The organism is Micromonospora palythoicola, assembly GCF_036689795.1.
In the GTDB taxonomy this organism is placed as follows: Bacteria; Actinomycetota; Actinomycetes; order Mycobacteriales; family Micromonosporaceae; genus Micromonospora; species Micromonospora palythoicola.
Map to the genome: position 1 here is coordinate 15,740 of NZ_JBAGKI010000011.1, position 24,552 is coordinate 40,291.

Sequence of the window (24,552 nt, forward strand, 5' to 3'; positions counted from 1 at the left end):
GGATGTTGCTGCCTCAGGTATCGGCGGAGGCAACAACATCCGGCAAGTTGTTCGGATCATGATTCGCCTGCTGGGGCAGGTCGGCGAGGGGCAGCACCTTTGGGTTCTCGGGCGGACCGACGATGACGCGCAACGCGGGGAAGTGGTCGAGCAGTAGGTGACTGCAGGCGTCGCAGGGGGTGACCAGGTTCCTGCCCCGGTCGCCGACCGTGACGATGGTCTCCAGTTCCCCCACGCCCTGGGTGGCGGCGGTCGCGAGAGCCACCACCTCGGGGCAGGCCCCGCCGGCCGCGCGCGCCACGTTCACGGCGGAGATCACCCGGCCGTCAGCGGTACGGGCCGCCGTTGCGAGAGTGTGGGCTACGCTGCGGCAACGCAGCTTCGCCACCGCGCTGGCAGCCTGTACCAGTGCCCGGTCGGTGTCCCGCATCGTCATCAGCGTCCCCACGTTCCGCTCCCAGCTCGGCGCCCAACGATAGACCTCCGCCGCGCTGGTGCCACCACACCGCCTCCTTTTCTCTGCTTCAACCCACGCATCAATTCGAGGCCGCAACCGTTGCGCCGGGTGAAGCAGAGCAAAGGAGGCGCGGCGGCCAACCTCAGGCGGCACACGACACCGTGCGCCCCCGACCAGGCCCGGACGCCACATCACGGACCAGCCCCATCCCGGCCAGCCCAGCCGAAGCAGACCGGCCGGAGCAGGCCGGAGCGAGGCCCGGGTAACCAGGAGGCGGACCGGCGGGCGGCTGCCTATCCTTGGCCACGACATGCAGAATCCAGCCTCACCCGCCGCGACCGATCCCGTCCGCGAGTTGCAGCGTCGCCTGTCTCCGCTGATGTTCCGCGACCAGCGTCACCTGCGCCGTCGGCTCGACGGGCTGCGGAAGCTCCGCGATCCGCAGCGCCGCGAGTCGGTGCTGGCGGAGATCGTCGCCGAGACGGCCGCGGCGGAGGGTCGGCTGGAGCGGCGGAAGGCCGCGGTCCCGACGATCACGTACCCGCCGAGCCTGCCGGTCAGCGAACGCAAGGACGACATCGCCGCGGCGATCCGCGACCACCAGGTGGTGATCGTGGCGGGTGAGACCGGCTCGGGCAAGACCACCCAGTTGCCGAAGATCTGCCTGGAGTTGGGGCGCGGCATCGGCGGGCTGATCGGGCACACCCAGCCCCGGCGGCTGGCCGCGCGTACGGTGGCCGACCGGATCGCCGAGGAACTCGGCACCGAGCTGGGTGACGTGGTCGGCTACAAGGTGCGCTTCACCGATCAGGTCAGCGAGAACAGCCTGGTCAAGCTGATGACCGACGGCATCCTGCTGGCCGAGTTGCAGACCGACCGGATGCTGCGCCAGTACGACACGTTGATCATCGACGAGGCGCACGAGCGCAGCCTCAACATCGACTTCATTCTCGGGTACCTCCGGCAGCTCCTGCCCCGCCGCCCCGACCTCAAGGTGATCATCACCTCGGCGACCATCGAGACCGACCGGTTCGCCCGGCACTTCGCCGGGCCGCCGACCACCGAGCATCCCGACGGCGAGCCGGCACCGGTGGTGGAGGTCTCCGGGCGGACCTATCCGGTCGAGGTGCGCTACCGGCCACTTGTCGAGGTCGCCGAAGGCGACGAGGACGCCGACGAGGAGAACGTCCGCGACCAGATCCAGGCCATCGGCGACGCCGTCGAGGAGTTGGCCGCTGAGGGACCGGGCGACATCCTGGTCTTCCTCAGCGGTGAGCGGGAGATCCGGGACACCGCCGAGGCGCTGGGCAAGCTGGTGCAGAACCGGCGGCCCCTGCACAACACCGAGATCCTGCCGCTGTACGCCCGGCTCAGCGTCGCCGAGCAGCACCGGGTCTTCGCCCCGCACGGCGGACGCCGGGTGGTGCTGGCCACGAACGTCGCGGAAACCTCGCTGACCGTGCCCGGCATCAAGTACGTGGTGGATCCCGGCACCGCCCGGATCTCCCGCTACTCGCAGCGGCTGAAGGTGCAGCGGCTGCCGATCGAGCCGATCTCGCAGGCCAGCGCCAACCAGCGCAAGGGTCGCTGCGGGCGTACCTCGGACGGTATCTGCATCCGGCTCTACGACGAGCAGGACTTCGACTCCCGTCCCGCGTTCACCGATCCGGAGATCCTGCGGACCAACCTGGCCTCGGTCATCCTCCAGATGACCGCCATCGGTCTGGGCGACATCGCCGCGTTCCCGTTCATCGACCCGCCGGACCGCCGCAACATCACCGACGGCGTGAATCTGCTGCACGAGCTGGGCGCGATCGACCCGACCGAGACCGAGCCGAGCCGCCGCCTCACGTCCCTCGGCCGGCGGCTGGCCCAGTTGCCGGTCGACCCCCGGCTGGCCCGGATGGTGCTGGAGGGGGAACGCAACGGTTGCGCCACCGAGGTGATGGTGATCGCCGCAGCCCTGTCGATCCAGGATCCGCGCGAGCGGCCGGCGGAGAAGCAGGCCCAGGCCGACCAGGCGCACGCCCGGTTCGCCGACGCCGAATCCGACTTCGTCGCGTACCTCAACCTCTGGCGGTACCTGCGGGAGCAGCAGCGGGCGCTGTCCTCCAGCGCGTTCCGCCGGATGTGTCGGGCCGAGTACCTCAACTACCTGCGGGTCCGGGAGTGGCAGGACATCGTCAGCCAGCTGCGCCAGGTGCTGCGTACCCCGGACGACCGGAACCGGGGACGCGGCCGGCGGGGCGGCCCGGACGCCGCGCCCGACGGCGGCGGGCGGCGCCAGGGCGGGGCGGACCTGCCGGAGGAGATCGACACACCGAAGGTGCACCAGTCGCTGCTGCCGGGCCTGCTGTCGCACATCGGCCTGAAGGACGCGCAGAAGCACGAGTACCTGGGCGCGCGCGGAGCGAAGTTCGCCCTGTTCCCGGGCTCGGCGCTGTTCCGTAAGCCGCCCCGCTGGGTGATGGCCGCCGAGCTGGTGGAGACCTCCCGGCTGTGGGGGCGGGTGAACGGGCGGATCGAGCCGGAGTGGGTCGAGCCGCTCGCCCAGCACCTGGTCAAGCGCAGCTACAGCGAGCCGCACTGGGAGAAGAAGCAGGCGGCGGTGATGGCGTACGAGAAGGTCACCCTCTTCGGCGTCCCGCTGGTCACCTCGCGCAAGGTCAACTTCGGCCGGATCGACCCGACGCTGAGCCGGGAGCTGTTCATCCGGCACGCGCTGGTCGAGGGCGACTGGTCCACCCACCACCAGTTCTGGCGGGACAACCAGAAGCTGCTGACCGAGATCGAGGAGTTGGAGAACCGGGCCCGGCGGCGCGACATCCTGGTCGACGACGAGACGATCTTCCAGTTCTACGACGAGCGGATCCCGGCCGAGGTGGTCTCCGGGCGGCACTTCGACAGCTGGTGGAAGCGGACCCGCCGGGAGCGGCCCGAGCTGCTCACCTTCACCCGGGAACTGCTGGTCAACGCGGGCCGGGGCGGGCTGGACGAGGCCGACTACCCCGACCAGTGGCGGGCCGACGGGGTGGAGCTGCCGCTGACGTACACGTTCGAGCCCGGCGCCCCGACCGACGGCGTGACGGTGGACATCCCGCTGCCGTTGCTCAACCAGGTGCCCGCCGAGAGCTTCGACTGGCAGGTGCCGGGGCTGCGCGAGGAGCTTGTCGTCGCGCTGATCCGGTCACTGCCGAAGCCGGTACGGCGCAATTTCGTGCCGGTGCCCGACTACGCCCGCGCCGCGCTCGCCGCGATCACCGTCGGCGAGGAGCCGCTGCTGGACGCGCTGACCCGGCAGTTGCGGCGGATGACCGGGGTGACCGTGCCCCGGGACGCGTGGGATCTGAGCAGGCTGCCGCCGCATCTGCGGGTCACCTTCCGGGTGCTCGGCGACGACGACGAACCGGTCGCCGAGGGCAAGGACCTGCCGGCCCTGCAACGCCAGCTCAAGGCGGAGGTACGCCAGGTGGTGGCCGCCGCCGCGCCGGAGGTGGCCCGGTCGGGGCTGACCGGCTGGGAGATCGGTACGCTGCCGCGCACCATCGAGCAGGTCCGGGCCGGGTACGCGGTGACCGCCTACCCGGCGCTCGTCGACGAGGGCTCGACGGTGGGCGTGAAGGTGTTCGACTCACCGGCCGAGCAGGAGGCGGCCCACTGGGCGGGTACCCGGCGGCTGCTGCGGCTGACCGTGCCGTCACCGGCGAAGTTCCTCCAGGGGCGGCTGAGCAACGAGGCGAAGCTGGCGTTGTCCCGTAACCCGCACGGCGGGGTGCAGGCGTTGATCGAGGACGCGGCCGGCGCGGCGATCGACAAGCTGATCGCCGACGCGGGCGGGCCGGCCTGGGACGAGGCGGGTTTCGTCGCGTTGCGCGACAAGGTCCGGGCCGAGCTGGTGGACACGGTGGTGGCGGTGATGGACCGGCTCCGGGCGGTGCTCGCCGCCGCCCACGCGGTGCAGCAGCGCCTCGGCGCGACGCGGAACCTGGCCGTGGTGGCCGCCCTGGCCGACATCCGCAACCAGCTCACCGGCCTCGTGCACGCCGGCTTCGTCACCGAGGCCGGTTACGGCCGACTGCCCGACCTGCTGCGCTACCTGACCGCGATCGAGCGTCGACTGGACCGGCTGCCGAGCAACCCGGCACGGGACAAGCAGCAACAGGACCGCGTCGCGGTGGTGCAGCGCGAGTACGACGATTTCCTGGCCGCCCTGCCCGCGGCGCGACGCTCGTCGCAGGCGGTCCGCCAGATCCGCTGGATGATCGAGGAACTGCGGGTCAGCATCTTCGCCCAGGCCCTCGGCACCCCCCACCCCGTCTCCGAACAACGCATCTACCGCGCCATGGACGACGCCGAAGCCCGCTGACCCCGCCCCCGCCCCCGCTCCCGCCCCCGCTCCCGCTCCCGCTCCCGCGATCTTGCAGTTTTGGTCGCTGATTCGCCCTCTTCAGTACGGTTTGTCGCGACAGAAAGTGCAAGATCGCGGGGGCGACGGCGAGGGCGAGGGTTAGGGGAGGGGTTCGACGCCGGGGGGGAGTTGGCGGGTGGCGGTGGCGGTGTGGATGTAGTCGAGCAGGATGCGGCGTAGCTCGCGGCCGGCGTGGGTGGGTACGGCGTCGCGGCGGCGGGCCACCGCGATGGTGCGGCGGACGCCGGGTGGGGCCAGCCGGGTGACCCGGATGCCGGTCCGGCGGGCCACCACCATGCCGGGTACCACGGCGATGCCCAGCCCGGCCTCGACGAAGCTGAGCACCGCGTCCATCTCCCCGCCGTCCACCGACAGAGTCGGCTCGAAGCCGGCGTCCCGGCACGCCTGGAGGGTGGCGTCGCGCAGGTCGTAGCCCTCGCGGAACATCACCATCGGCTGGTCGCGCAGGTCGGTGATGCGCAGGTCGGCACCGGGGGTGGTGGTGGGCACCGGGTCGACCGAGGCGACCACCAGGTTCTCGGTGAGGATGGGGTCGGCCCGCAGGCCGGCGTCGGTGCCCTGGGCGGGCATGATGATCAGTGCGAGGTCGAGGTCGCCCCGGAGCAGGTCACGGACCAGGTCCTGGGAGCCGCCCTCCTCCATCCGCAGGTCGACGGTGGGGTGGGCGTCGCGGAACCGGCGGAGCACCGGCGGAGCGAGCGAGGTGGCGAGGCTGGGGGTGGCGCCGAGGCGTACCCGGCCGCGCCGCAGGCCGACGAGTTCCTGCACCTCGCGGGTGGCGGTCTCGACGTCGGCCAGGATCCGGGTGGCCAACGGCAGCAGCACCTCCCCCGCCGCGGTCAGCGTTATGTTGCCCCTTACCCGCTCGAACAGGGGTGCGCCGAGGGTGTCCTCCAACGCGTGAATTTGCTTACTCAACGACGGCTGGGTGATGCCCACGATGTCGGCCGCCTGGGTGAAATGTCGTACTTCGGCCACCGCGACGAAGTACTTCAGCTGATGGAGCTGCATCTTCATAGCTTATGGCTATCAAGACTGCGGTGTCGATGCATTGGACGACTGATCGAAGTCCTCCTAGCGTCGGTCGAGTGGTAGTCACGACGAGAACCCGGTCGCCCATCCGATCGAATGTCGGCCTCAAGGCCGTCATGGCGGTGACGGGCATCCTGCTGGTGCTGTTCCTCATCGCCCACATGCTGGGCAACCTGAAGATCTTCTCGGGCGCGTCCTCGTTCGACCACTACGCGCACTGGTTGCGTGACATCGGCGTACCGCTGCTGCCCAGCGCCGGGTTCCTGTGGATCCAACGGGTCGGCCTGCTGGCGGCGGTGCTGCTGCACATCTGGGCCGCCACCGTGCTGGCGTTGCGGGCCCGCGCCGCCCGCCCGGTCCGCTACGCCCACCGCAAGAAGGTCCGGGGCAGCTACGCGGCCCGGACCATGCGCTGGGGCGGCGTGATCATCCTGCTCTTCGTGGTCTACCACATCCTCGACCTGACCACCGGCACGCTGAACCCGGTCGGCGACCCGTCCCGCCCGTACGCCAATGTGGTCGCCGACTTCGCCCCGCAGCGCTGGTACGTCACGGCCTTCTACACCCTGGCGATCGTCGCGCTCGGCTTCCACCTGCGGCACGGGGTGTTCAGCGCGCTGCGCAGCCTCGGCCAGCAGACCCCACGCGGCGAGCAGCGGGCCCGGGTGGTGGCGCTGGTCTTCGCCGTCGTGCTCTGCGCCGGCTACCTCGTGGTCCCGTTCGCCGTACTCACCGGATTGGTGTCCTGACCATGGATCTGTTCACCGAGGGCGACCCGATCGCCGACACCAGGGCTCCCGACGGGCCGATCGAGACCCGCTGGGAACGCCGCCGTTTCGAGGCCAAGCTGGTCAACCCGGCCAACCGCCGCAAGATGACGGTGATCGTGGTCGGCACCGGCCTGGCCGGCGGTTCCGCCGCCGCCACGCTCGCCGAGCAGGGCTACCGGGTCAAGTCGTACTGCTACCAGGACAGCCCCCGCCGGGCGCACTCGATCGCCGCCCAGGGCGGCATCAACGCCGCCAAGAACTACCGCAACGACGGCGACTCGGTGCACCGGCTCTTCTACGACACTGTCAAGGGCGGTGACTTCCGCTCCCGCGAGTCGAACGTGCACCGCCTGGCCGAGGTCTCGGTCAACATCATCGACCAGTGCGTCGCCCAGGGGGTGCCGTTCGCCCGCGAGTACGGCGGCCTGCTCGACACCCGTTCGTTCGGTGGCGCGCAGGTGCAGCGGACCTTCTACGCCCGGGGCCAGACGGGCCAGCAGCTGCTGCTCGGCGCGTACCAGGCGTTGGAGCGGCAGATCGGCCTGGGCAACGTGGAGATGAACTCCCGGCACGAGATGCTCGAGCTGATCGTCGTGGACGGCAAGGCCCGGGGCATCGTGGTCCGGGACATGGTCACCGGCGAGATCACCAGCGAGTTCGCCGATGCCGTGGTGCTCGCCTCCGGCGGCTACGGAAACGTCTTCTACCTCTCCACCAACGCGAAGGGCTGCAACGTCACCGCCACCTGGCGGGCGCACCGCAAGGGCGCGTACTTCGCCAATCCCTGCTACACCCAGATCCACCCGACCTGCATCCCGGTCTCCGGCGACCACCAGTCGAAGCTGACCCTGATGAGCGAGTCGCTGCGCAACGACGGCCGGGTGTGGGTGCCGAAGGCCAGGGGCGACGACCGCGATCCCCGCGAGATCCCCGAGGACGAGCGCGACTACTACCTGGAGCGCATCTACCCGTCCTTCGGCAATCTGGTGCCCCGCGACATCGCCTCCCGCGCCGCGAAGAACGTCTGCGACGAGGGCCGGGGCGTCGGCCCGACGAAGCTCGGGGTCTACCTCGACTTCGCCGACGCCATCGACCGGCTGGGCCGCAAGGCCATCGAGGCCAAGTACGGCAACCTCTTCGAGATGTACGAGCGGATCACCGGCGAGGACCCGTACGAGGTGCCGATGCGGATCTACCCCGCCGTGCACTACACGATGGGCGGCCTCTGGGTCGACTACGACCTCCAGTCGACGATCCCCGGCCTGTTCGTCATCGGCGAGGCGAACTTCTCCGACCACGGCGCGAACCGGCTCGGGGCCTCCGCGCTGATGCAGGGCCTGGCCGACGGGTACTTCGTGCTGCCCAACACGGTCGCCAACTACCTGGCCGCCGGTCCGTTCGAGAAGGTCGACGCGACCCACCCGGCGGCGGTCGAGGCCCGGCGCGACGTGGAGGACCGCATCCAGCGGCTGCTCGCGATCGACGGCGACCGGACGGTGGACTCGTTCCACCGCGAGCTGGGCCAGATCATGTGGGAGCACTGCGGCATGGAGCGCTCCGAGGCCGGGCTGCGCAAGGCCATCGACGAGATCCGCGCGCTGCGGGACCAGTTCTGGCAGCGGGTGCGGGTGCCGGGCAACGGCGAGGGGCTGAACCAGTCGCTGGAGAAGGCCGGCCGGGTGGCCGACTTCTTCGAGCTGGCCGAGCTGATGTGCATCGACGCCCTGCACCGGGAGGAGTCCTGCGGCGGCCACTTCCGCGCCGAGCACCAGACCCCGGAGGGCGAGGCGCAGCGCGACGACGAGCGGTTCGCGTACGTCGCGGCCTGGGAGTTCACCGCCACGGGTGAGCCCTCGGTATTGCACAAGGAAGACCTGAACTTCGAATACGTCCACCCCACGCAGCGGAGCTACAAGTGAACCTGACCCTGCGCATCTGGCGCCAGTCCGGCCCCCAGGACAAGGGTCGGATGGTGACGTACCAGGTCGATGACGTCTCCCCGGACATGTCGTTCCTGGAGATGCTCGACGTGCTCAACGAGCGGCTCATTCTCGCCGGTGAGGAGCCCGTCGCCTTCGACCACGACTGCCGCGAGGGCATCTGCGGCATGTGCGGCCTCATGATCAATGGGGACGCGCACGGCCCGCAGCGCGGCACCACCGCCTGCCAGCTGCACATGCGGCAGTTCTCCGACGGCGAAACGATCGACATCGAGCCGTGGCGGGCCCGGGCCTTCCCGGTCATCAAGGACCTGGTGGTCAACCGCAACGCCTTTGACAAGATCATCGCCGCTGGCGGGTACGTCACGGCGCCCACCGGCAGCGCGCCGGAGGCGCACTCCGTACCGGTGGCCAAGGCCGACGCCGACGCCGCTTTCGAATCCGCCGCCTGCATCGGCTGCGGCGCCTGCGTGGCCGCCTGCCCGAACGGCTCCGGGATGCTGTTCACCGCCGCCAAGGTCACCCAGCTGTCGCTGCTCCCCCAGGGCCAGCCCGAGCGCTACACCCGGGTGATCGGCATGGTCGACGCGCACGACGAGGCCGGCTTCGGCGGCTGCACCAACGCCGGCGAGTGCACCGTGGTCTGCCCGAAGGGCATCCCGCTCACCACCATCGGCCGCCTGAACCGCGACTACCTCACGGCAACCACCCGCCACGCCGAAACCCCCGGCACCTGACCCCCAACCCCAAACCCCACCCCTCACCTTCTCCGTTGATCATGAGGTTGGCGGCAGTTGTTGATCTTCAAACTGCCGCCAACCTCATGATCAACCCTGCGAGATGGTGGGGGGTGGTCGGTTAGGGGGTGCTGGTGGGGGTAGGGGGTTGGGCGCGGGGACGGTGGCGGAGAGGGAGTCGAGATGCGGGCACTGACGTGGCAGGGGAAGCGGGACGTACGGGTCGAGGAGGTGCCGGACCCGAGGATCGAGGACCCGACCGACGCGATCGTGCGGATCACCTCGACCGCCATCTGCGGCTCGGACCTGCACCTCTACGAAGTCCTGGGGCCCTACCTCGAGCCGGGTGACATCCTCGGTCACGAGCCGATGGGCATCGTCGAGGAGGTCGGGTCGGGGGTGACCCGGCTCAAGCCCGGCGACCGGGTGGTGGTGCCGTTCAACATCTCCTGCGGATCCTGCTGGATGTGCCAGCGGCAGCTCTACGCCCAGTGCGAGACCACCCAGGTCACCGCCGAGGGCAAGGGTGCCGCGCTGTTCGGCTACACCTCCCTCTACGGCGCGGTCCCCGGCGGGCAGGCCCAGTTCCTCCGCGTTCCGTTCGCCGAGTTCGGCCCGATCAAGGTGCCGGACGACGGGCCGGACGAGCGGTGGCTCTACCTCTCCGACATCCTGCCGACCGCCTGGCAGGCGGTGAAGTACGCCGACACCCCGCCCGGCGGCACCCTGGCGGTCTTCGGGCTGGGCCCGGTCGGGCAGTTCTGCGCCCGCATCGGCCGCCACCTCGGCGCGGACCGGGTGATCGGCCTCGACGTGGTGCCGGAGCGGCTGGAGATGGCCCGCCGGCACGGCGTGGAGGTGCTCGACGTCACCCAGCTCGACGACGTGCCCGGCACGTTGATCGACCTGGTGGACGGGCGCGGGCCGGACGCGGTGATCGACGCGGTCGGGATGGAGTCGCACGGCGCGCCGTTGGGCAAGCTCGGCCAGGCCGCCGCCGGGTTGCTGCCGGACAAGCTCGCCCAGCCGATGATCGACAGGGTCGGGGTGGACCGGCTGGTCGCGCTCAAGGCCGCGCTCAAGGCCGTCCGGCGCGGCGGCACCGTCTCGATCTCCGGCGTGTACGGCGGCGAGGTCGACCCGCTGCCGCTGATGGAGATGTTCGACCGGGGCGTCCAGGTGCGGATGGGTCAGTGCCACGTGCGGCGCTGGACCGACGAGATCATCCCCCTGCTCACCGACGACGACCCGCTCGGCGTGACCGACCTGCGTACCCACCGGCTGCCACTGGAGCAGGCGCCGCAGGCCTACGAGATGTTCCAGAAGAAGCAGGACGGCTGCGTGAAGGTCGTTCTCGCCCCGTGAGCCCATCGACGGGGTCACCTACGTCGATCCTTCGGCCTAGGGTGTGTCCTGGACACACCAGGGCACCGACGGGAGAGACGAGTGACCATTCGGATGGACCGCAGGACCGCGCTCGGCCTGGGCACCGTGGCGACGGCCGGCGCCGTGTTCGGCACCGCGATGCCCGCCGCCGCTGAACCGACCGGGCAGGCGGGCACGGGTGGCGAGGCGGGCAGTGACCGCGAACGGCTCGCCGCCCGCATCGGCGCGGTCTTCCAACGGGTGAGCACCCGGGCCGGCGGCAACTGGCAGGCGTACGTCAGCCTGGCCGGTCCGGACGGGCCGCTGGTCGCGGTGGACGAGTCGGCGGACCTGCGGATCGAGGCGTACAGCGTCAACAAGATCGCCGTGGCGGTCGCGGTGCTGGACAAGGTCGACCGGGGCCTGCTCGCCATCGACCACCAGGTGGAGGTGACCGAGGCGATCGTGGTGACCGGCGGCGACGGCATCTTCAGCCTGGACGGCGCCCACCCCAGTCTGGTGACCGTCGGCCACGTCCTGGCGAACCTGCTGACCGTCTCCGACGACACCGCGGTCCGGCTCTGCGGGCTGGTCTGCCCGGCCGCCGAGATCAACCAGATCCTGGTCGCGAAGGGCTTCCCGAACACGCAGGTGCAGCCGGTGGCGAATCCGAACCGCTTCTACCTGGGCACCAGCACGCCCCGGGAGACCCATGACCTGCTGCGGGCGCTGGTCGCCGGCACCCTGCTCTCCCCCGCCTCGACCGAGCGGGTGCTGCGACTGCTGCGCTCACCGGTGGCGTTCACCGACGGGGTACGCCGGGAGATGTCCTCCGCCGAACGGGCCCGCGTCGCCACCAAGGCCGGCTGGTTCGCCGACGCCCGACACGAAGCCGGAGTGATCTTCGACACCGCCGGTGCGCCACTGGTGACGTACGCCCTCTTCGCCGACGGGCAGGCCGGCGCGGACGACTTCGGCGCCACCCACCCGGCTGTGCAGGCACGCGCCCGGTGGGGCCGGCGGGTCATGGACCTGACCGACGGTTTCGGCGGCACCGGCACCAGGCACCGCAAGCCCACGTACCGGCCCAGCAACGGCGGCTGAACCCGGCCGGCGGCGGCTACCGTGGACCTCGGGGATCAACCGAGGGGGAACCATGCGGGCGTCGAACGAGCCGAACGGACGTACCACCGGTCGGCGGATCACCGGGTCGGTGGCGGGCCTGGCCGCGGTGGCCGGGCTCGCCACCGCCGCCTGGGCCGCGCGCAACGTGCCGGCCGCGATCGGCGGCCGGCTGGCCGGCGCGCGCGCCGAACGGGCGGCCCGGTCGCCACAGTTCCGCGACGGCACCTTCCACAACCGCGCGGACACCCGCACGATGGTGCCCGTCTCCGACCGCAACCTGTTCCGGGAACTGCTCTTCGGCAAGCAGAAGCGTCGGCCGGGCGCACCCGTGCCACTGCTGCGGCCGGCCGCCGAGACCGGCATCGACCCGGCGCGCGAGCTGAACGTCGTCTGGTACGGCCACGCCTCCGCCCTGATCGAGATCGAGGGCCGCCGGGTGCTGCTGGACCCGGTGTGGAGCGACAGGTGCTCCCCCTCCACGGCGGTCGGCCCGCGCCGGCTGCACCAACCGCCGGTACGCCTCGACGAACTGCCCCGCCTCGACGCCATCCTGATCTCGCACGACCACTACGACCACCTCGACATGGGCACGGTGCGGGAGCTGACCGCCCGGCAGTCGGCGCCGTTCCTGGTGCCCCTCGGGGTCGGCGCCCACCTCGACCGCTGGGGCGTACCGGCGGAGCGGATCATCGAGCTGGACTGGTCGCAGACCGAGCGGGTGGCCGAGCTGGAGATCACCTGCACCGCCGCCCAGCACTTCTCCGGCCGGGGCCTGCGCCGCAACGGCACCCTGTGGAGTTCCTGGGTGGTGGCCGGCCGGCAGCGGCGCGTCTACTACACCGGAGACTCCGGCTACTTCGGCGGGTACGCCGAGATCGGCGCCGCGCACGGGCCGTTCGACGTGACGCTGATGCAGATCGGCGCGTACGACCGGGCCTGGCCCGGCATCCACATGTTCCCGGAGGAGGCGGTCGCCGCCCACCTGGACCTGCGCGGTGGGCTGTTCCTGCCGGTGCACTGGGGCACGTTCAACCTCGCCCTGCACGACTGGTCAGAGCCGGTGGACCGGCTCTGGGCCGAGGCGAAGGCCCGCGACGTGCGGCTGGCCGTGCCACGACCCGGCGAGCGGGTGGTGGTCGACGACCCGCCGCCGGTCGACGGCTGGTGGCAGGCCGTCGCCTGAGTCGCCGCCGCCCCGACGGCCCGAGGCGGTCGCCTCAGAGGACGAAGGCGTCGGTCCACAGGGCGCCGGAACGGCCGGAGAGCGCGTCCAGCATCGCCACCGCCTGACCGTCGGTGAGCTGGGCGACGAAGTCCACGATGGCCCGCCCGCGCGCCTTGCCGATCCGGTCCGGGGTACGTGGATGCAGTTCCGCCTCGGCCAGCTCCACCAGGTCGTGCAGCCGCCGGGGCAGCCGGGACTCCTCCTCCGGGTCGAGCAGCCACTCCCGCAGCGCCTCGACCAGGGTGTCGAGCAGCCGGGCCTGACCGCGCTGGTGCAACGCCAGGTCCGGGCGGGCCAGCACGAACCGATGGTGCACGAACTTGAGCACCTGCACCTCGTGCCACTGCGCCGGAGCCAGCAGCACGTGCCCGGAGCGTACGGCGGGCTGCTCGACGACGGTGATCGCGTCCACGAAGCGGGTGGTCCACCGGGCGGAGAAGCGGGCCACGTACTGCTCCGCCTCGATCGAACCGTCGAACGGCACCGCCAGCAGCCCCTCGACCAGTTCCTCCCGGACGTGTTCGACGGCGGCGGCGAACGCCTCGTCGTCGGCGATCCAGGCGTCCTTGTGGTGCAGTTGGCGGCGCAGCCGCTCGATCGACGAGCCGGGGCGGCGGGCCGAGGTGGCCAGCGCGGAGTCGGTGATCGCCCGCAGGTGACCGCCCTCGCGCTGCCAGGCCATCAGCTCGGCGGCCACCGCGCCCTGCTGGAGCACACCGACCCGGTAGAAGTCCTCCACGTCGTGGATGGCGTACGCGATGTCGTCGGCGGTGTCCATCACCGACGCCTCGACGGTCTGCTGCCAGTCGGCGATCCGGCCGGCGAACGGTGCCCGGGCCTGCCGCAGGTCGTCCAGCTCCGTGCGGTACGCCCCGAACTTCAGCGAGCCGCTGTCCGGGTCGTCCGGCGGTGGGGTGGCGCCGCGCGGCGGCGGATCCATCGCCCGGGGGTGCGGGTCGGGGTGGTCCAGCCGGGTCCACGGGTACTTCAGCATCGCCGCCCGCACCGCCGCGGTCAGGTCCAGGCCGGTGGTCGCCGCACCCCGGATCTCGGTCGAGGTGACGATCCGGTACGACTGGGCGTTGCCCTCGAACCCGTCGGTCAGGCCGAGCCGGTGCCGGGCCAGCCGGTCCAGCACCCGCTCCCCCAGGTGCCCGAAGGGCGGGTGACCGAGGTCGTGGGCGAGCGCGGCGGCCTCCACCACGTCCGGGTCGCAGCCGCCCAGCTTCTCCACCAGGTCGCGTTGGTGGCCGTCGGCGGTGAGCCGCTCGGCGATCGCCCGCGCCACCTGGGCGACCTTCAGGCTGTGGGTGAGCCGGTTGTGCACCAGCAGCCCGGACCCGCCAGGGCTGATCACCTGGGTGACCCCGCCGAGCCGGGTGAAGAACGGCGAGCCGACGATGCGGTCCCGGTCGGCCCGGAACGGGCTGGTCGCCAGGTCGCCGAGGGCCCGCGCGCTGCCGCCGAAGAGTCGGCGCGCCCGGGGCTCCACAGGTGGTTCCATGATCGCCACGGTAGCCCGGCAGAATGCACCACGGAACCCACACCCGAAGGCGGAGCGACAACGTGACCCTCTCAGTTCATCAGCGCATCGCCGAGGAACTCGGCGTCGCCGAGCGCCAGGTACGCGCGGCCGTGGAGCTGCTCGACGGTGGTGCCACCGTGCCGTTCATCGCGCGGTACCGGAAGGAGGCCACCGGCCTGCTCGACGACACCCAGCTGCGCACCCTGGAGGAGCGCCTGCGGTACCTGCGGGAGCTGGACGAGCGGCGCGCCGCGGTACTGGAGTCCATCCGTTCCCAGGGCAAGCTCGACGAGGCCCTGGAAGCGCAGATCATGGCGGCCGACTCGAAGTCCCGCCTGGAGGACATCTACCTGCCGTACAAGCCGAAGCGGCGGACCCGGGCGCAGATCGCCCGCGAGGCCGGGCTGGCGCCCCTCGCGGACACGCTGCTCGGCGATCCCACCCAGGACCCGCGCGCGACCGCCGCGACCTTCGTCGACGCGGACAAGGGGGTGGCCGACGCCGCCGCCGCGCTGGACGGGGCGCGGGCCATCCTGATCGAGCGGTTCGCCGAGGACGCCGACCTGATCGGCACGCTGCGCGAGCAGATGTGGTCGCAGGGCCGGCTGGTGTCCCGGGTACGCGAGGGACAGGAGTCCGCCGGGGCGAAGTTCGCCGACTACTTCGACTTCGCCGAGCCGTACCCGAAGCTGCCCTCGCACCGCATCCTGGCCATGTTCCGGGGCGAGAAGGAGGGCGTACTCGACCTGACCATGGACCCGGAGGCCGACGGCGACGTCGACGCGGTGGTCGGCGGGCCGACCCGCTACGAGGCCGCCATCGCCGGCCGGTTCGGGGTGAGTGACCAGGGGCGGCCCGCCGACAAGTGGCTGGCCGACACGGTGCGCTGGGCGTGGCGTACCCGCATCCTCATCCACCTCGGCGCGGACCTGCGGATGCGACTCTGGCAGGCGGCCGAGGAGGAGGCCGTCCGGGTCTTCGCCACCAACCTGCGCGACCTGCTGCTGGCCGCGCCGGCCGGCGCCCGGCCCACCATGGGGTTGGACCCCGGGCTGCGGACCGGGGTGAAGGTGGCCGTGGTGGACGCCACCGGCAAGGTGGTCGCCACCGACACGATCTACCCGCACGAGCCGCGCCGGCAGTGGGACGCCTCGCTGCACACCCTGGCCACGCTGGCCGCCGCGCACGGGGTCGAGCTGGTCGCCATCGGCAACGGCACCGCCAGCCGGGAGACCGACAAGCTGGCCGGTGACCTGATCAAGCGGCATCCGGAGCTGAAGCTGACCAAGGTGGTGGTCTCCGAGGCCGGCGCGTCGGTCTACTCGGCCTCCGCGTACGCCGCCCAGGAACTGCCCGGGCTGGACGTGTCGCTGCGCGGCGCGGTCTCCATCGCCCGCCGCCTCCAAGACCCGCTCGCCGAGCTGGTGAAGATCGACCCGCGCTCCATCGGCGTCGGGCAGTACCAGCACGACCTGTCCGAGGTGAAGCTGTCCCGGTCGCTGGACGCGGTGGTGGAGGACTGCGTCAACGGCGTCGGCGTGGACGTCAACACCGCCTCCGCGCCGCTGCTGACCCGGGTCTCCGGCATCGGTGCCGGGCTGGCCGAGAACATCGTGCTGCACCGGGACGCCAACGGCCCGTTCCGCACCCGGGCGGAGCTGAAGAAGGTGGCCCGGCTCGGCCCGAAGGCCTTCGAACAGTGCGCCGGCTTCCTGCGCATCCCCGGCGGCGACGACCCGCTGGACTCCTCCAGCGTGCACCCCGAGTCGTACCCGGTGGTGCGCCGGATCCTCACCTCGACCGGCCAGGACCTGCGGTCGATCATCGGCAAGTCGGCGATCCTGCGGGGGCTGCGGGCCACCGACTTCGTCGACGACACGTTCGGCCTGCCCACGGTCACCGACATCATCGCCGAGCTGGAGAAGCCGGGCCGCGACCCCCGACCCGAGTTCAAGACGGCGACCTTCGTCGAGGGCGTGGAGAAGATCAGCGACCTGACGCCCGGGATGGTGCTGGAGGGCGTGGTCACGAACGTGGCCGCGTTCGGCGCGTTCGTGGACGTCGGCGTGCACCAGGACGGGCTGGTGCACGTGTCGGCGATGTCCCGCACCTTCGTGAAGGACCCGCGCGACGTGGTGAAGTCCGGCGACGTGGTGAAGGTCAAGGTGCTGGACGTCGACGTGCCGCGCAAGCGCATCTCGCTGACCCTGCGCCTGGACGACGAAGCGGAGCCCGGCGCGGGGCGTGGTGGTACGGGGCAGGTACGCGGCGGCGGGCAGGGCGGCCAGGAGCGCGGCGGGCGGTCCGGGCAGGAGCGCGGCGCCCAGCGCGGCCGCGACGGTCAGGGCCGGGGCGGCCAGGCGCGTGGCGGGCAGGGTCGCGGTGGCCAGGTGCGGCAGGACCGGAGCGGCGGGGGCGCGCCGCCCGACGGGGCGATGGCCGACGCGCTGCGCCGGGCTGGCCTGCTCTGAGTCGACGCGCTGCGGCGGGTCGGCCGGCTCCGAGCCGGCCCGCCACACCGGCTGCGCCGGGCGCGGATATCGGCCGTGCCACCCGGCTGGTGCTGCCTGGGCGAGCAACCAGCGGCGCGGAGGAGGCGGCGCTGGCGTTCACCGCCCGGCTGTTCACCGAGGGGCGAGGGGTGGCGTAGCGTCGGGGTGTGCATGGCGACGGGCTGGGCTGGCGGGAGCAGCGGGAGCGTGCGGTGCGGGCACACGCCGAGGCGGAAGCTCGGGCCCGCGCCACCGAGCAGGAGTCGGCGGCGAAGCTGGTTGCTCGTTTCGCGGCCGACGCCACCGCACGGCGACTGCCGACGGTTCGGCTCACCGCCACGTCCTACGACGGGCGGTACCGCTACCGCACCCGCATCGTGGGCTGGTACGTGGACCGGGCGCGCAGCCGGGCGGTCGACGCGCAGGGGAACTTCTACCTGCTCACGGTGCCGACCAGCCTGCGGTCGCTGCTGTTCGGGGCCGCACCCGAGCCCTCCCCGCCGCCGCTGGTGATCGGCCGTGGTGGTCGGGACGGCGAATCGTTGCCGCTGGCGGAACTGCTCAGCCAGCGCCTCGATGCCGAGGACGGCTGAGCGGCCCGGCTGAGGCCATCGCCGGGCCGGCGGTCACGGTCACCGTCGTCGGCTGCTCCGCACCGCCTCGGACAGGGCCTGCTCGACCTTTGCCGCCCCGCTGGCCACGGAGAAGGCACGGTCGTAGTACCGCCGACCGGCCTGCCCCAGTAGTTCCAGCTTCTCCCGGCCGAGCTCGCACAGCTCCCGCAGCGCGTCGGCGATCGAGTCGGGGTCACCCGGGCGCGCGGTGATTCCGGCGCCGCTGTCGCGGGCGACCGCGGCGACGTCTCCCTCCGCGGCCACCAGCAGCGCACGCCCGGCGGCGAGGGTGGCCTGGACCTTGCTCGGCATCGTGTACGCGGACATGCCGCCGGGTCGCAGGCTCACGTAGTGCGCGTCACCGGTCGCCAGCAGGGCGGGAATCCGGTGCCGGGGCAGTTGCCCGAGAAAGCGGACGTTCGACACGGCGGCGGCCGCGGCCCGATCGCGTAGTCGCTGCTCGGTCGTGCCGGAGCCGGCGATGAGACAGACCAGTCGGTGGTCGTCCACCCGGGCACAGGCGTCGATGAGCGAGTCCAGGCCCTGCGCCTCGCCGAGCGCACCGGCGTACACCACGACCACCTGGTCGGAACGGAGCCCGAGCTCGACGCGGAGATCCGCGGTGGGTGCCGGCAGTCTCTCGTCCGCCCACACCGGGATGTGCACGAGCTTCTCCCGGGCAACGCCGCGGGAGGCGAGCAGATCGACTGCGGTCGGTGAGACGCAGGCGACGCGGGCGGCGCTGCGGTACATGCCGTCGCACCAGGCGGCCATCGCCCGCTCCACCCGGCGCGAGACACCACCGGAGCCGAGAAATCCGCTCGCCACCACGCTGTCCGGCCAGAGGTCCATGACGTGCAGCAGTACCGGCACCCGATACAGGTGACGGGTGAACCACATCGGTAGGGCGACGCTGATCGGCGAGTTGCCGACCCACAGGGCGTCGAGACCGCGCAGCACCTGGGTGCCCGAAGCCAGCGCGGAGACGGCGAACGAGCCGTAGTTCGCCACCCGTCGCAGGGCGGAGCGGTCGTGACTTGGGTAGAGGGCCACCCGACGGACCCGCACCGCCCCGTGTCGCTCGTCGAGCCGGCGGGCGAGTCGGTAGCCCGGTGCGAGCCGGCCATCAGGATAGTTGGGGAAGCCGGTCAGTACCTGCACCTCGTGACCTCGCCGGGCCAGTTCCGCGGCGAGCATCCCGGGCAGCGCGGCTGGTCCCGGCTCCGGGTCGAACCACTGGGTGAGCATGCCGATCCGCATCAACCGCACCTCGCATCCGTACCGACTCCTGCGTCCGACAACGGCCGGGCGGGCCGCTGCGAACCCTCCGCCCAGAGAGCCTTCAGTGACTCGGTCAGGTCGTACGCCGGAGCCCACCCGAGCAGGCGACCGCTACGCCGGATGTCGGCACACATCCAGGGCACCGTCGCGGAACGTCCCGCGTCGGGTGGAAAGCCGCCGCCCGCCACGCGACCGCTGAAACCGGCCACCTCGGCCAGTCTTCTGACCGCCTCGGGGGTGGACACCGCCTGTCCGCTGCCGATGTTGAAGACCCGTTCGGGCCCTGGTTCGCAGCGTGCCGCGGCCAGCACCGCCGCTGCCACGTCACGCACGTCGACGAAGTCCCGGTACGTGTCGTGCAGACCGACGGTGATCCTTGCGCTCCCCTCGACCATCGCCGACCTGATCAACTCGGTCACCCGACGGAGCACGTTGCCCGGCGGCATGCCCGGGCCGACGGGGTTGAAGACGCGGAGCACCATCGTGTCGACCCGGCCGCTCGCCCCGGCCAGGTCCGCCAGACGGGTGGCGGTCAGGTGGCTGAGACCGTACTCCCCGACCGGCACGGCCGGGTGTTCCTCGACGACCGCGACACCGTGCGGCACCACGCCGTACTCGGCGGCGGACCCGATGCGGATCAGCCGTGCCCCGGACGCGGCGCCGGCCATCGCCTCGATCAGTTTCGCGGTCGTCAGCACATGGGCCCGGACGAAGTCGTAGCCGGAGCCGACGATGCGACCGGCCGCGCACACCACCACGTCCGGGTTTTCCCGCGCGATCAGCTCGGCCAGGGCGGACAGCTCGACCTCGACCAGATCACACTCCTGTCGGGAGGGTGCGCGAACGACCGCGTGCGCGGCGAGCGCGGCACCGATGTGCCGGCCGAGAAATCCGCCACCGCCCAGCAGCAGCACGCGGTTCATCGGCGGAGCACGGTTTCCTGGCCGCCCTCGACCGCCGGCGCGGGTAGGTTTCCGGTGAACTCGTGCCAGGTGGCCGCGCCGGGCGCGGAGATGCCCTTGCGGGCGAGCACCACCCACACGGTGGCCAGCACGATCCTCAGATCCAGCAGCAGGGACCGTCGGTTCACGTACTCGACGTCGTAGGCGAACTTGGCGGACCAGTCCAGCGCGTTGCGGCCACGGACCTGGGCGAGCCCGGTGATTCCCGGCCGCACCTCGTGCCGGCGGGCCTGCTCCGGGCTGTAGAGGGACAGATAGCGGACCAGGTGTGGCCGGGGACCGACGACACTCATCTCGCCGCGCAGCACGTTCCAGAACTCCGGTAGTTCGTCGAGGCTGCTCGCGCGCAGCCAGCGACCGACGCGGGTCAGGCGCTCAGCGTCGGTCAGCAGCCCACGCTCCGGGTCCGGGTGACGCATGGTGCGGAACTTGACCAGCTCGAACAGTTCGCCGTGCAGACCGGGGCGGGTGTGCCGGAACAGCACCGGTCGTCCGTGTGCCGCCAGCACCACGAGGGCCACCAGCCCCAGCACCGGTGCGCCGAGGGTGAGGACGAGGAGCGCCCCGACCACGTCCAGAATCCTCTTCCAGCGATCGTAGGGGCGCCGGGGCGCCGGGTCCGACGCCTCCCGGCCGCCATTCGCGCCGGGATCATGCGGGTGCGGCCGCGCGGTCTTCACCGCAATTTTCGCCATGCTGTACGCATACCATCTCCATCGCCGCCGGATCGCCTTTTCATGTTTGTGCTCGCCGTGCGCCGGATCGCGGCCCGGCGTGTCTCACGACGGCCGTCATGAATTGTCTTCACACACGACCGCCCGCAGACCACGAACAGCAACATGATTCGCGTTCCTGTTTCCGAAAAAGGCGCGACGACCATTTTGGAACTGTATGGTCACGGTCGACGATATTCCGATCTCCAAGGGTGATCCAACGCGAACATGCAGGGGGAGAAGTGGTTTCCTCGCTATCGGACAGGCGCTTCCTGATCACCGGGGGCACCGGTTCCTTCGGCCAGACGATGGTCACCCGGTTGTTGGACGCCGGTGCCGCCGAGGTCCGGGTCCTCAGTCGCGACGAGTCCAAGCAGGACGCCATGCGGCATCGCCTCGGTGACGACCGGGTCCGGTACTACGTGGGCGACGTCCGCGACTACGACAGCGTTTCCAAGGCGGTACGCGACATCGAGTTCGTCTTCCACGCCGCCGCTCTCAAACAGGTGCCGTCGTGCGAGTTCTTCCCGCTGGAGGCCGTGCGTACCAACATCGTCGGCAGCGCGAACGTGGTGGACGCCAGCGAGCGCGCCGGCGTCGAGGCGTTGGTGCTGCTGAGCACCGACAAGGCCGTCTACCCGGTCAACGCGATGGGCATGACGAAAGCGCTCATGGAGAAGGTGGCGCAGGCGCACTCCCGCAACAACGTCACGGCCCGCACCCGGGTCTGCTGTGTGCGCTACGGCAACGTGATGTATTCGCGGGGATCGGTCATTCCGCTGTTCATCGATCAGATCCGCCGAGGCGTGCTGCCGACGGTGACCGAGCCGTCGATGACCCGCTTCCTGATGTCGCTGTCCCAGTCCGTCGAGCTGGTCGAGCACGCCTTCCACCGGGGGCAGCCCGGCGACGTGTTCATCCGGAAGGCCGACGCCTGCACCATCGGCGATCTGGCCACGGCCCTGTGCAACCTGTTCGGCGTGCCGGCCAAGTTCAACGTCCTCGGCATCAGACACGGCGAGAAGCTGTACGAGACCCTGGCCAGCCGGGAGGAGCTGGCCCACGCCGAGGACCTCGGCGACTTCCTGCGCGTGCCGGTGGACAGCCGCGATCTCAACTACGCCCTCTACTTCGACGAAGGCAACGTCGAGCGTGGCGGCCTGGCCGACTTCAACTCCCACAACGCCCGGCGGCTCTCCGTCGCCGAGGTCGAGACACTGCTGCTGGCCCTGCCGGAGGTTCGGGCGCAGCTCGACGCCGCCGGGACGGCAGCCGTACCGGCATGAGCGCGGTCACCGGCTCCGTCGCGCGACCGGATCGGGTACCCCGACGGCGCAGCGACACCGGCCGGGACCCGGACCGACCACGCCGACGGGTCCTCGTCCTCGGAGCCACCGGCATGCTCGGCCACGCCGTCATCCGGGAACTCGCCGAGACTGCGGAACTCGACGTGTACGGTCTGGCCCGCAGCCTCGACAGCCGGGAGGTGCTCTTCCCGGCGCACCTGCTCGCCCGGATCATCGCGTCCGTCGACGCGGGCCGCTTCGAGCAGGTACGGCAGGTCCTCGACGAGCTTCGACCGGACGTGGTCGTCAACTGCGTGGGCGTCATCAAGCAACGCCCGGACGTGCAGGACGCCGTGACGACCGTGACACTCAACGCTCTCCTGCCCCACCAGCTCGCCACGGCCTGCGCGCAGGTGGGCAGCAGACTGATCCACGTCAGCACCGACTGTGTCTTCTCCGGCGGGCGCGGCGGCTACGTCGAGCAGGATCTGCCGGACCCACCCGACCTCTACGGACGCTCGAAGCTGCTCGGCGAGACCACAACCGGTCCGTCGCTCACGCTGCGTACCTCGATCATCGGGCATGAACTGCGGTCGAGCCGGTCCCTGGTGGACTGGTTCCTCTCCCAACGGGGCCGCGTCCGGGGCTACACCCGGGCCATCTACAGCGGGGTCACCACCGTGGAGTTCGCGCGGCTGCTCCGCACGGTGGTGCTGCCCCGGGAGGAACTCACCGGGCTGTTCCATGTGGCCGCCGAGCCGATCTCCAAGTACGAACTGCTCCGACTGGTGGCCGAGGTGTACGGATGGCAGGGCGAGCTCGTCGCGTACGACGAGTTCGTCTGTGACCGGTCGATGCGCGCTGACGCGCTCGCCACGGCGACCGGCTACCGGCCACCGTCCTGGCCCGAGATGATCCGGGCGATGCACGCGGCGCGGGCCCGCTGGACCGGTGGTCAGCCTCGGCCGGACCGGCACCACATCCCGGCCTGAGAGCCGACCAAGGACCACCGACGGCCGCGCCGGCTGCCGGATTCAGAAGGACATCACGTGGTTAAGCAGATCAGCCAGTGGGGGCTTCTCGTCGGCGCGGGATGTCTGGTAGTGGCTACCACTTTCGTCGCCGTACAGAAGCCGTTGCTCGCGTTCGTCGCGACGGCGCTGCTGCTCCTGCTCGCCTTCGCCCGACGAGTCGACGGTTGGCGGTGGCTGCTGGCGCTCACGATCACCCTGCTGGTCTGCGCCTCCTCGAACCTGGAGTCGCTGGTCCAGGCCAGCTTCTACCCCCGGTACGCGGCCGTGGGCGCGTTGATCGTCTGGGGCCTGTGCCTGCCGCATCGGCAAGTGGCCCGGCTCGACCCGTGGACCCGCGTGTTCGTCGGTGCCCTCTGGGCCATGGGCGGGCTGGCCACGGCGAGCGTCGCCTGGTCGATCGTTCCGGCGGAGACCATGCAGCGTGGGCTCGCGCTGCTGATGCTTGCCGCGCTGACGCACGTGCTGCTGCGGAAACGATGGGGCGACCGCACCACGATGATGGCGGACCTCCGGGTGATCTACGTGGTGCTGAGTCTGTCCGCCGTGATCAGCCTGGGCCGAGGGTTGACCGACGGCACCCTCGCGGCGTCGGTCGGCAGCAGCGAACGGTTCCAGGGCCTCTACAACAACCCCAACATGCTGAGCATCGTCTGCGCGTTGACGATCCCGCTCGGCTGGGCGGTCTACCGGCACTCGCGTAACCGGGTCGAACTGCTCGGCATCGCGCCGGCGGTCGCCTGTGTCACGTTGTCCCAGTCCCGTACCGGCTTCGTCGCCGTGCTCGTCGGCGCCCTCTGGGTCCTGCTGCGACACGGGCTCGGCCCGCTGGCCCGGCTGGCCGCCGGGACCAGCGTCGCCCTGCTCGTGGCGTACCTGTTCGATCTGCTACCGGGCATCGTCGGAGCGGCCTGGACGCAGCGGTTCGTGACACGCTTCACCGCCCCTGTCAACGGCGACCTGTCCAACGGCCGCACCGAGATGTGGCAGACCACCGTCGACCTGTGGTGGCAGAACCGGCCCACCCTGGGCTACGGCTACGCCTCCCGTAACCACCTGTTCGAGCTGGCCAGCTACGACGAGTACTTCGGCGTCGGTGCCGCCGGGGTCAGCGTGGTGCACAACAGTTATCTTCAGCTGCTGTTGGAGCTGGGGTTGACCGCTGTCGTGCCGCTGGTGCTGCTGCTGCTCGTCGCCGGGCGGGTCCTGCTGCGGGCACCCCTGCGCCGGGCGAACTCGGGTCTGGTCTGGCTCGTCGGAACCGGCCTGCTGATCCAGCTCACCGAGTCGGCCATGTTCGGCACCGGGCAGACGTACCCGTACGTGTTCTGGTTCGCGGTCGGGGCGGTGCTGCTGCACCTTCCCCGCGACCGGCAGGTGGCCGTGTCGGGTCGCGCCGAAGGCACAGCACAGCCGGTCGAGGGTGCTCGTCCGTCCGACCGCGCTCGCTCGGCTGCTGCCGACGGCGCTCGGCCGGCCGACGTGGCGAGCCGACGTCCGGGCACCCGGACGGACGCGGGGGCGGACCGGCCACGGGCCGAGGAGTGCCACACCACGCGGTAGGGCCG

18 protein-coding genes are annotated in these 24,552 nt (G+C 71.3%); 12 read left to right on the forward strand and 6 right to left on the reverse strand.

From position 1 onward, the window contains the following. Positions 1–13: 13 nt before the first annotated feature. Entirely contained in the window at positions 14–448 is a 435-nt protein-coding gene (locus tag V5O40_RS07220) for a cytidine/deoxycytidylate deaminase family protein (RefSeq protein WP_332904746.1), read from the reverse strand. Positions 449–767: 319 nt separating this feature from the next. On the opposite strand from V5O40_RS07220, the gene hrpA reads away from it, so the two are divergent. Continuing rightward, positions 768–4,823, forward strand: coding sequence for an ATP-dependent RNA helicase HrpA (gene hrpA / locus V5O40_RS07225; protein WP_332904747.1), 4,056 nt, complete (start codon positions 768–770; stop codon positions 4,821–4,823). A 141-nt stretch (positions 4,824–4,964) separates the two neighbouring features. Here the strand turns inward: hrpA and V5O40_RS07230 are convergent, their stop codons facing one another. Next, a complete protein-coding gene (locus V5O40_RS07230) occupies positions 4,965–5,903 on the reverse strand; it encodes a LysR family transcriptional regulator (RefSeq protein ID WP_332904748.1) in 939 nt (312 codons plus the stop codon). Positions 5,904–5,974: 71 nt separating this feature from the next. Here V5O40_RS07230 and V5O40_RS07235 point away from each other — a divergent pair, with 71 nt between their 5' ends. From V5O40_RS07235 to V5O40_RS07260, 6 genes are all read left to right on the forward strand, one after another. Continuing rightward, complete coding sequence (locus V5O40_RS07235) at positions 5,975–6,667, forward strand: succinate dehydrogenase cytochrome b subunit (protein ID WP_332904749.1); 693 nt, start codon at positions 5,975–5,977, stop codon at positions 6,665–6,667. Between the two features lie 2 nt (positions 6,668–6,669). Further along, positions 6,670–8,607 carry a fumarate reductase/succinate dehydrogenase flavoprotein subunit gene (locus tag V5O40_RS07240; RefSeq protein ID WP_332904750.1) on the forward strand — a complete coding sequence of 646 codons (1,938 nt, stop codon included), beginning with the start codon at positions 6,670–6,672 and terminating at the stop codon, positions 8,605–8,607. Continuing rightward, positions 8,604–9,365, forward strand: a complete 762-nt coding sequence (locus V5O40_RS07245; protein ID WP_332904751.1) for a succinate dehydrogenase/fumarate reductase iron-sulfur subunit — start codon at positions 8,604–8,606, stop codon at positions 9,363–9,365. Before V5O40_RS07240 ends, V5O40_RS07245 begins: the two co-directional genes overlap by 4 nt. A gap of 183 nt (positions 9,366–9,548) precedes the next feature. After that, positions 9,549–10,730 (forward strand): zinc-dependent alcohol dehydrogenase, encoded by a 1,182-nt coding sequence (locus tag V5O40_RS07250; RefSeq protein WP_332904752.1) that lies wholly within the window; start codon positions 9,549–9,551, stop codon positions 10,728–10,730. Between the two features lie 93 nt (positions 10,731–10,823). After that, positions 10,824–11,834: a serine hydrolase gene (locus V5O40_RS07255; RefSeq protein WP_332904753.1), complete on the forward strand. Its 1,011-nt coding sequence runs from the start codon at positions 10,824–10,826 to the stop codon at positions 11,832–11,834. A 52-nt stretch (positions 11,835–11,886) separates the two neighbouring features. After that, positions 11,887–13,038: an MBL fold metallo-hydrolase gene (locus V5O40_RS07260; RefSeq protein WP_332904754.1), complete on the forward strand. Its 1,152-nt coding sequence runs from the start codon at positions 11,887–11,889 to the stop codon at positions 13,036–13,038. Positions 13,039–13,072: 34 nt separating this feature from the next. Here the strand turns inward: V5O40_RS07260 and V5O40_RS07265 are convergent, their stop codons facing one another. After that, positions 13,073–14,584, reverse strand: a complete 1,512-nt coding sequence (locus V5O40_RS07265; protein ID WP_332904755.1) for a deoxyguanosinetriphosphate triphosphohydrolase family protein — start codon at positions 14,582–14,584, stop codon at positions 13,073–13,075. A gap of 62 nt (positions 14,585–14,646) precedes the next feature. On the opposite strand from V5O40_RS07265, the gene V5O40_RS07270 reads away from it, so the two are divergent. After that, positions 14,647–17,076, forward strand: coding sequence for a Tex family protein (locus V5O40_RS07270; protein WP_408631838.1), 2,430 nt, complete (start codon positions 14,647–14,649; stop codon positions 17,074–17,076). 188 nt (positions 17,077–17,264) lie between these two features. Then, positions 17,265–17,690 (forward strand): hypothetical protein, encoded by a 426-nt coding sequence (locus V5O40_RS07275; protein WP_332904756.1) that lies wholly within the window; start codon positions 17,265–17,267, stop codon positions 17,688–17,690. A gap of 39 nt (positions 17,691–17,729) precedes the next feature. On the opposite strand, the gene V5O40_RS07280 is transcribed toward V5O40_RS07275, so the two are convergent. The 3 genes from V5O40_RS07280 to V5O40_RS07290 are packed head-to-tail and all read right to left on the reverse strand — an operon-like array spanning position 17,730 to position 20,532. Next, positions 17,730–18,971 (reverse strand): glycosyltransferase family 4 protein, encoded by a 1,242-nt coding sequence (locus V5O40_RS07280; RefSeq protein ID WP_332904757.1) that lies wholly within the window; start codon positions 18,969–18,971, stop codon positions 17,730–17,732. Continuing rightward, positions 18,971–19,915, reverse strand: coding sequence for an NAD-dependent epimerase/dehydratase family protein (locus V5O40_RS07285; protein ID WP_332904758.1), 945 nt, complete (start codon positions 19,913–19,915; stop codon positions 18,971–18,973). Before V5O40_RS07285 ends, V5O40_RS07280 begins: the two co-directional genes overlap by 1 nt. Continuing rightward, on the reverse strand, positions 19,912–20,532 hold the full coding sequence (locus V5O40_RS07290; RefSeq protein WP_332904815.1) for a sugar transferase: 621 nt from the start codon (positions 20,530–20,532) through the stop codon (positions 19,912–19,914). Before V5O40_RS07290 ends, V5O40_RS07285 begins: the two co-directional genes overlap by 4 nt. A 377-nt stretch (positions 20,533–20,909) precedes the next feature. On the opposite strand from V5O40_RS07290, the gene V5O40_RS07295 reads away from it, so the two are divergent. The 3 genes from V5O40_RS07295 (at position 20,910) to V5O40_RS07305 (ending at position 24,547) form a co-directional block, all read left to right on the forward strand. Further along, the gene (locus V5O40_RS07295; protein WP_332904759.1) at positions 20,910–21,953 is read left to right on the forward strand and encodes an SDR family NAD(P)-dependent oxidoreductase; all 1,044 of its coding nucleotides are present in this window, start codon (positions 20,910–20,912) and stop codon (positions 21,951–21,953) included. Continuing rightward, complete coding sequence (locus V5O40_RS07300; protein WP_332904760.1) at positions 21,950–22,945, forward strand: dTDP-4-dehydrorhamnose reductase family protein; 996 nt, start codon at positions 21,950–21,952, stop codon at positions 22,943–22,945. The genes V5O40_RS07295 and V5O40_RS07300 overlap by 4 nt, the downstream gene beginning before the upstream one ends. A 111-nt stretch (positions 22,946–23,056) precedes the next feature. Next, on the forward strand, positions 23,057–24,547 hold the full coding sequence (locus V5O40_RS07305; protein ID WP_332904761.1) for an O-antigen ligase family protein: 1,491 nt from the start codon (positions 23,057–23,059) through the stop codon (positions 24,545–24,547). Positions 24,548–24,552: the final 5 nt, after the last annotated feature.

Bases quoted from the DNA above. Each gene is read 5' to 3' on its own strand.
- V5O40_RS07230 (WP_332904748.1), bottom strand. From the start codon at position 5,903: ATGAAGATGCAGCTCCATCAGCTGAAGTACTTCGTCGCGGTGGCCGAA.
- V5O40_RS07285 (WP_332904758.1), bottom strand. From the start codon at position 19,915: ATGAACCGCGTGCTGCTGCTGGGCGGTGGCGGATTTCTCGGCCGGCAC.
- V5O40_RS07240 (WP_332904750.1), top strand. From the start codon at position 6,670: ATGGATCTGTTCACCGAGGGCGACCCGATCGCCGACACCAGGGCTCCC.
- V5O40_RS07280 (WP_332904757.1), bottom strand. From the start codon at position 18,971: ATGCGGATCGGCATGCTCACCCAGTGGTTCGACCCGGAGCCGGGACCA.
- V5O40_RS07300 (WP_332904760.1), top strand. From the start codon at position 21,950: ATGAGCGCGGTCACCGGCTCCGTCGCGCGACCGGATCGGGTACCCCGA.
- hrpA (WP_332904747.1), top strand. From the start codon at position 768: ATGCAGAATCCAGCCTCACCCGCCGCGACCGATCCCGTCCGCGAGTTG.
- V5O40_RS07265 (WP_332904755.1), bottom strand. From the start codon at position 14,584: ATGGAACCACCTGTGGAGCCCCGGGCGCGCCGACTCTTCGGCGGCAGC.
- V5O40_RS07250 (WP_332904752.1), top strand. From the start codon at position 9,549: ATGCGGGCACTGACGTGGCAGGGGAAGCGGGACGTACGGGTCGAGGAG.
- V5O40_RS07255 (WP_332904753.1), top strand. From the start codon at position 10,824: ATGGACCGCAGGACCGCGCTCGGCCTGGGCACCGTGGCGACGGCCGGC.
- V5O40_RS07260 (WP_332904754.1), top strand. From the start codon at position 11,887: ATGCGGGCGTCGAACGAGCCGAACGGACGTACCACCGGTCGGCGGATC.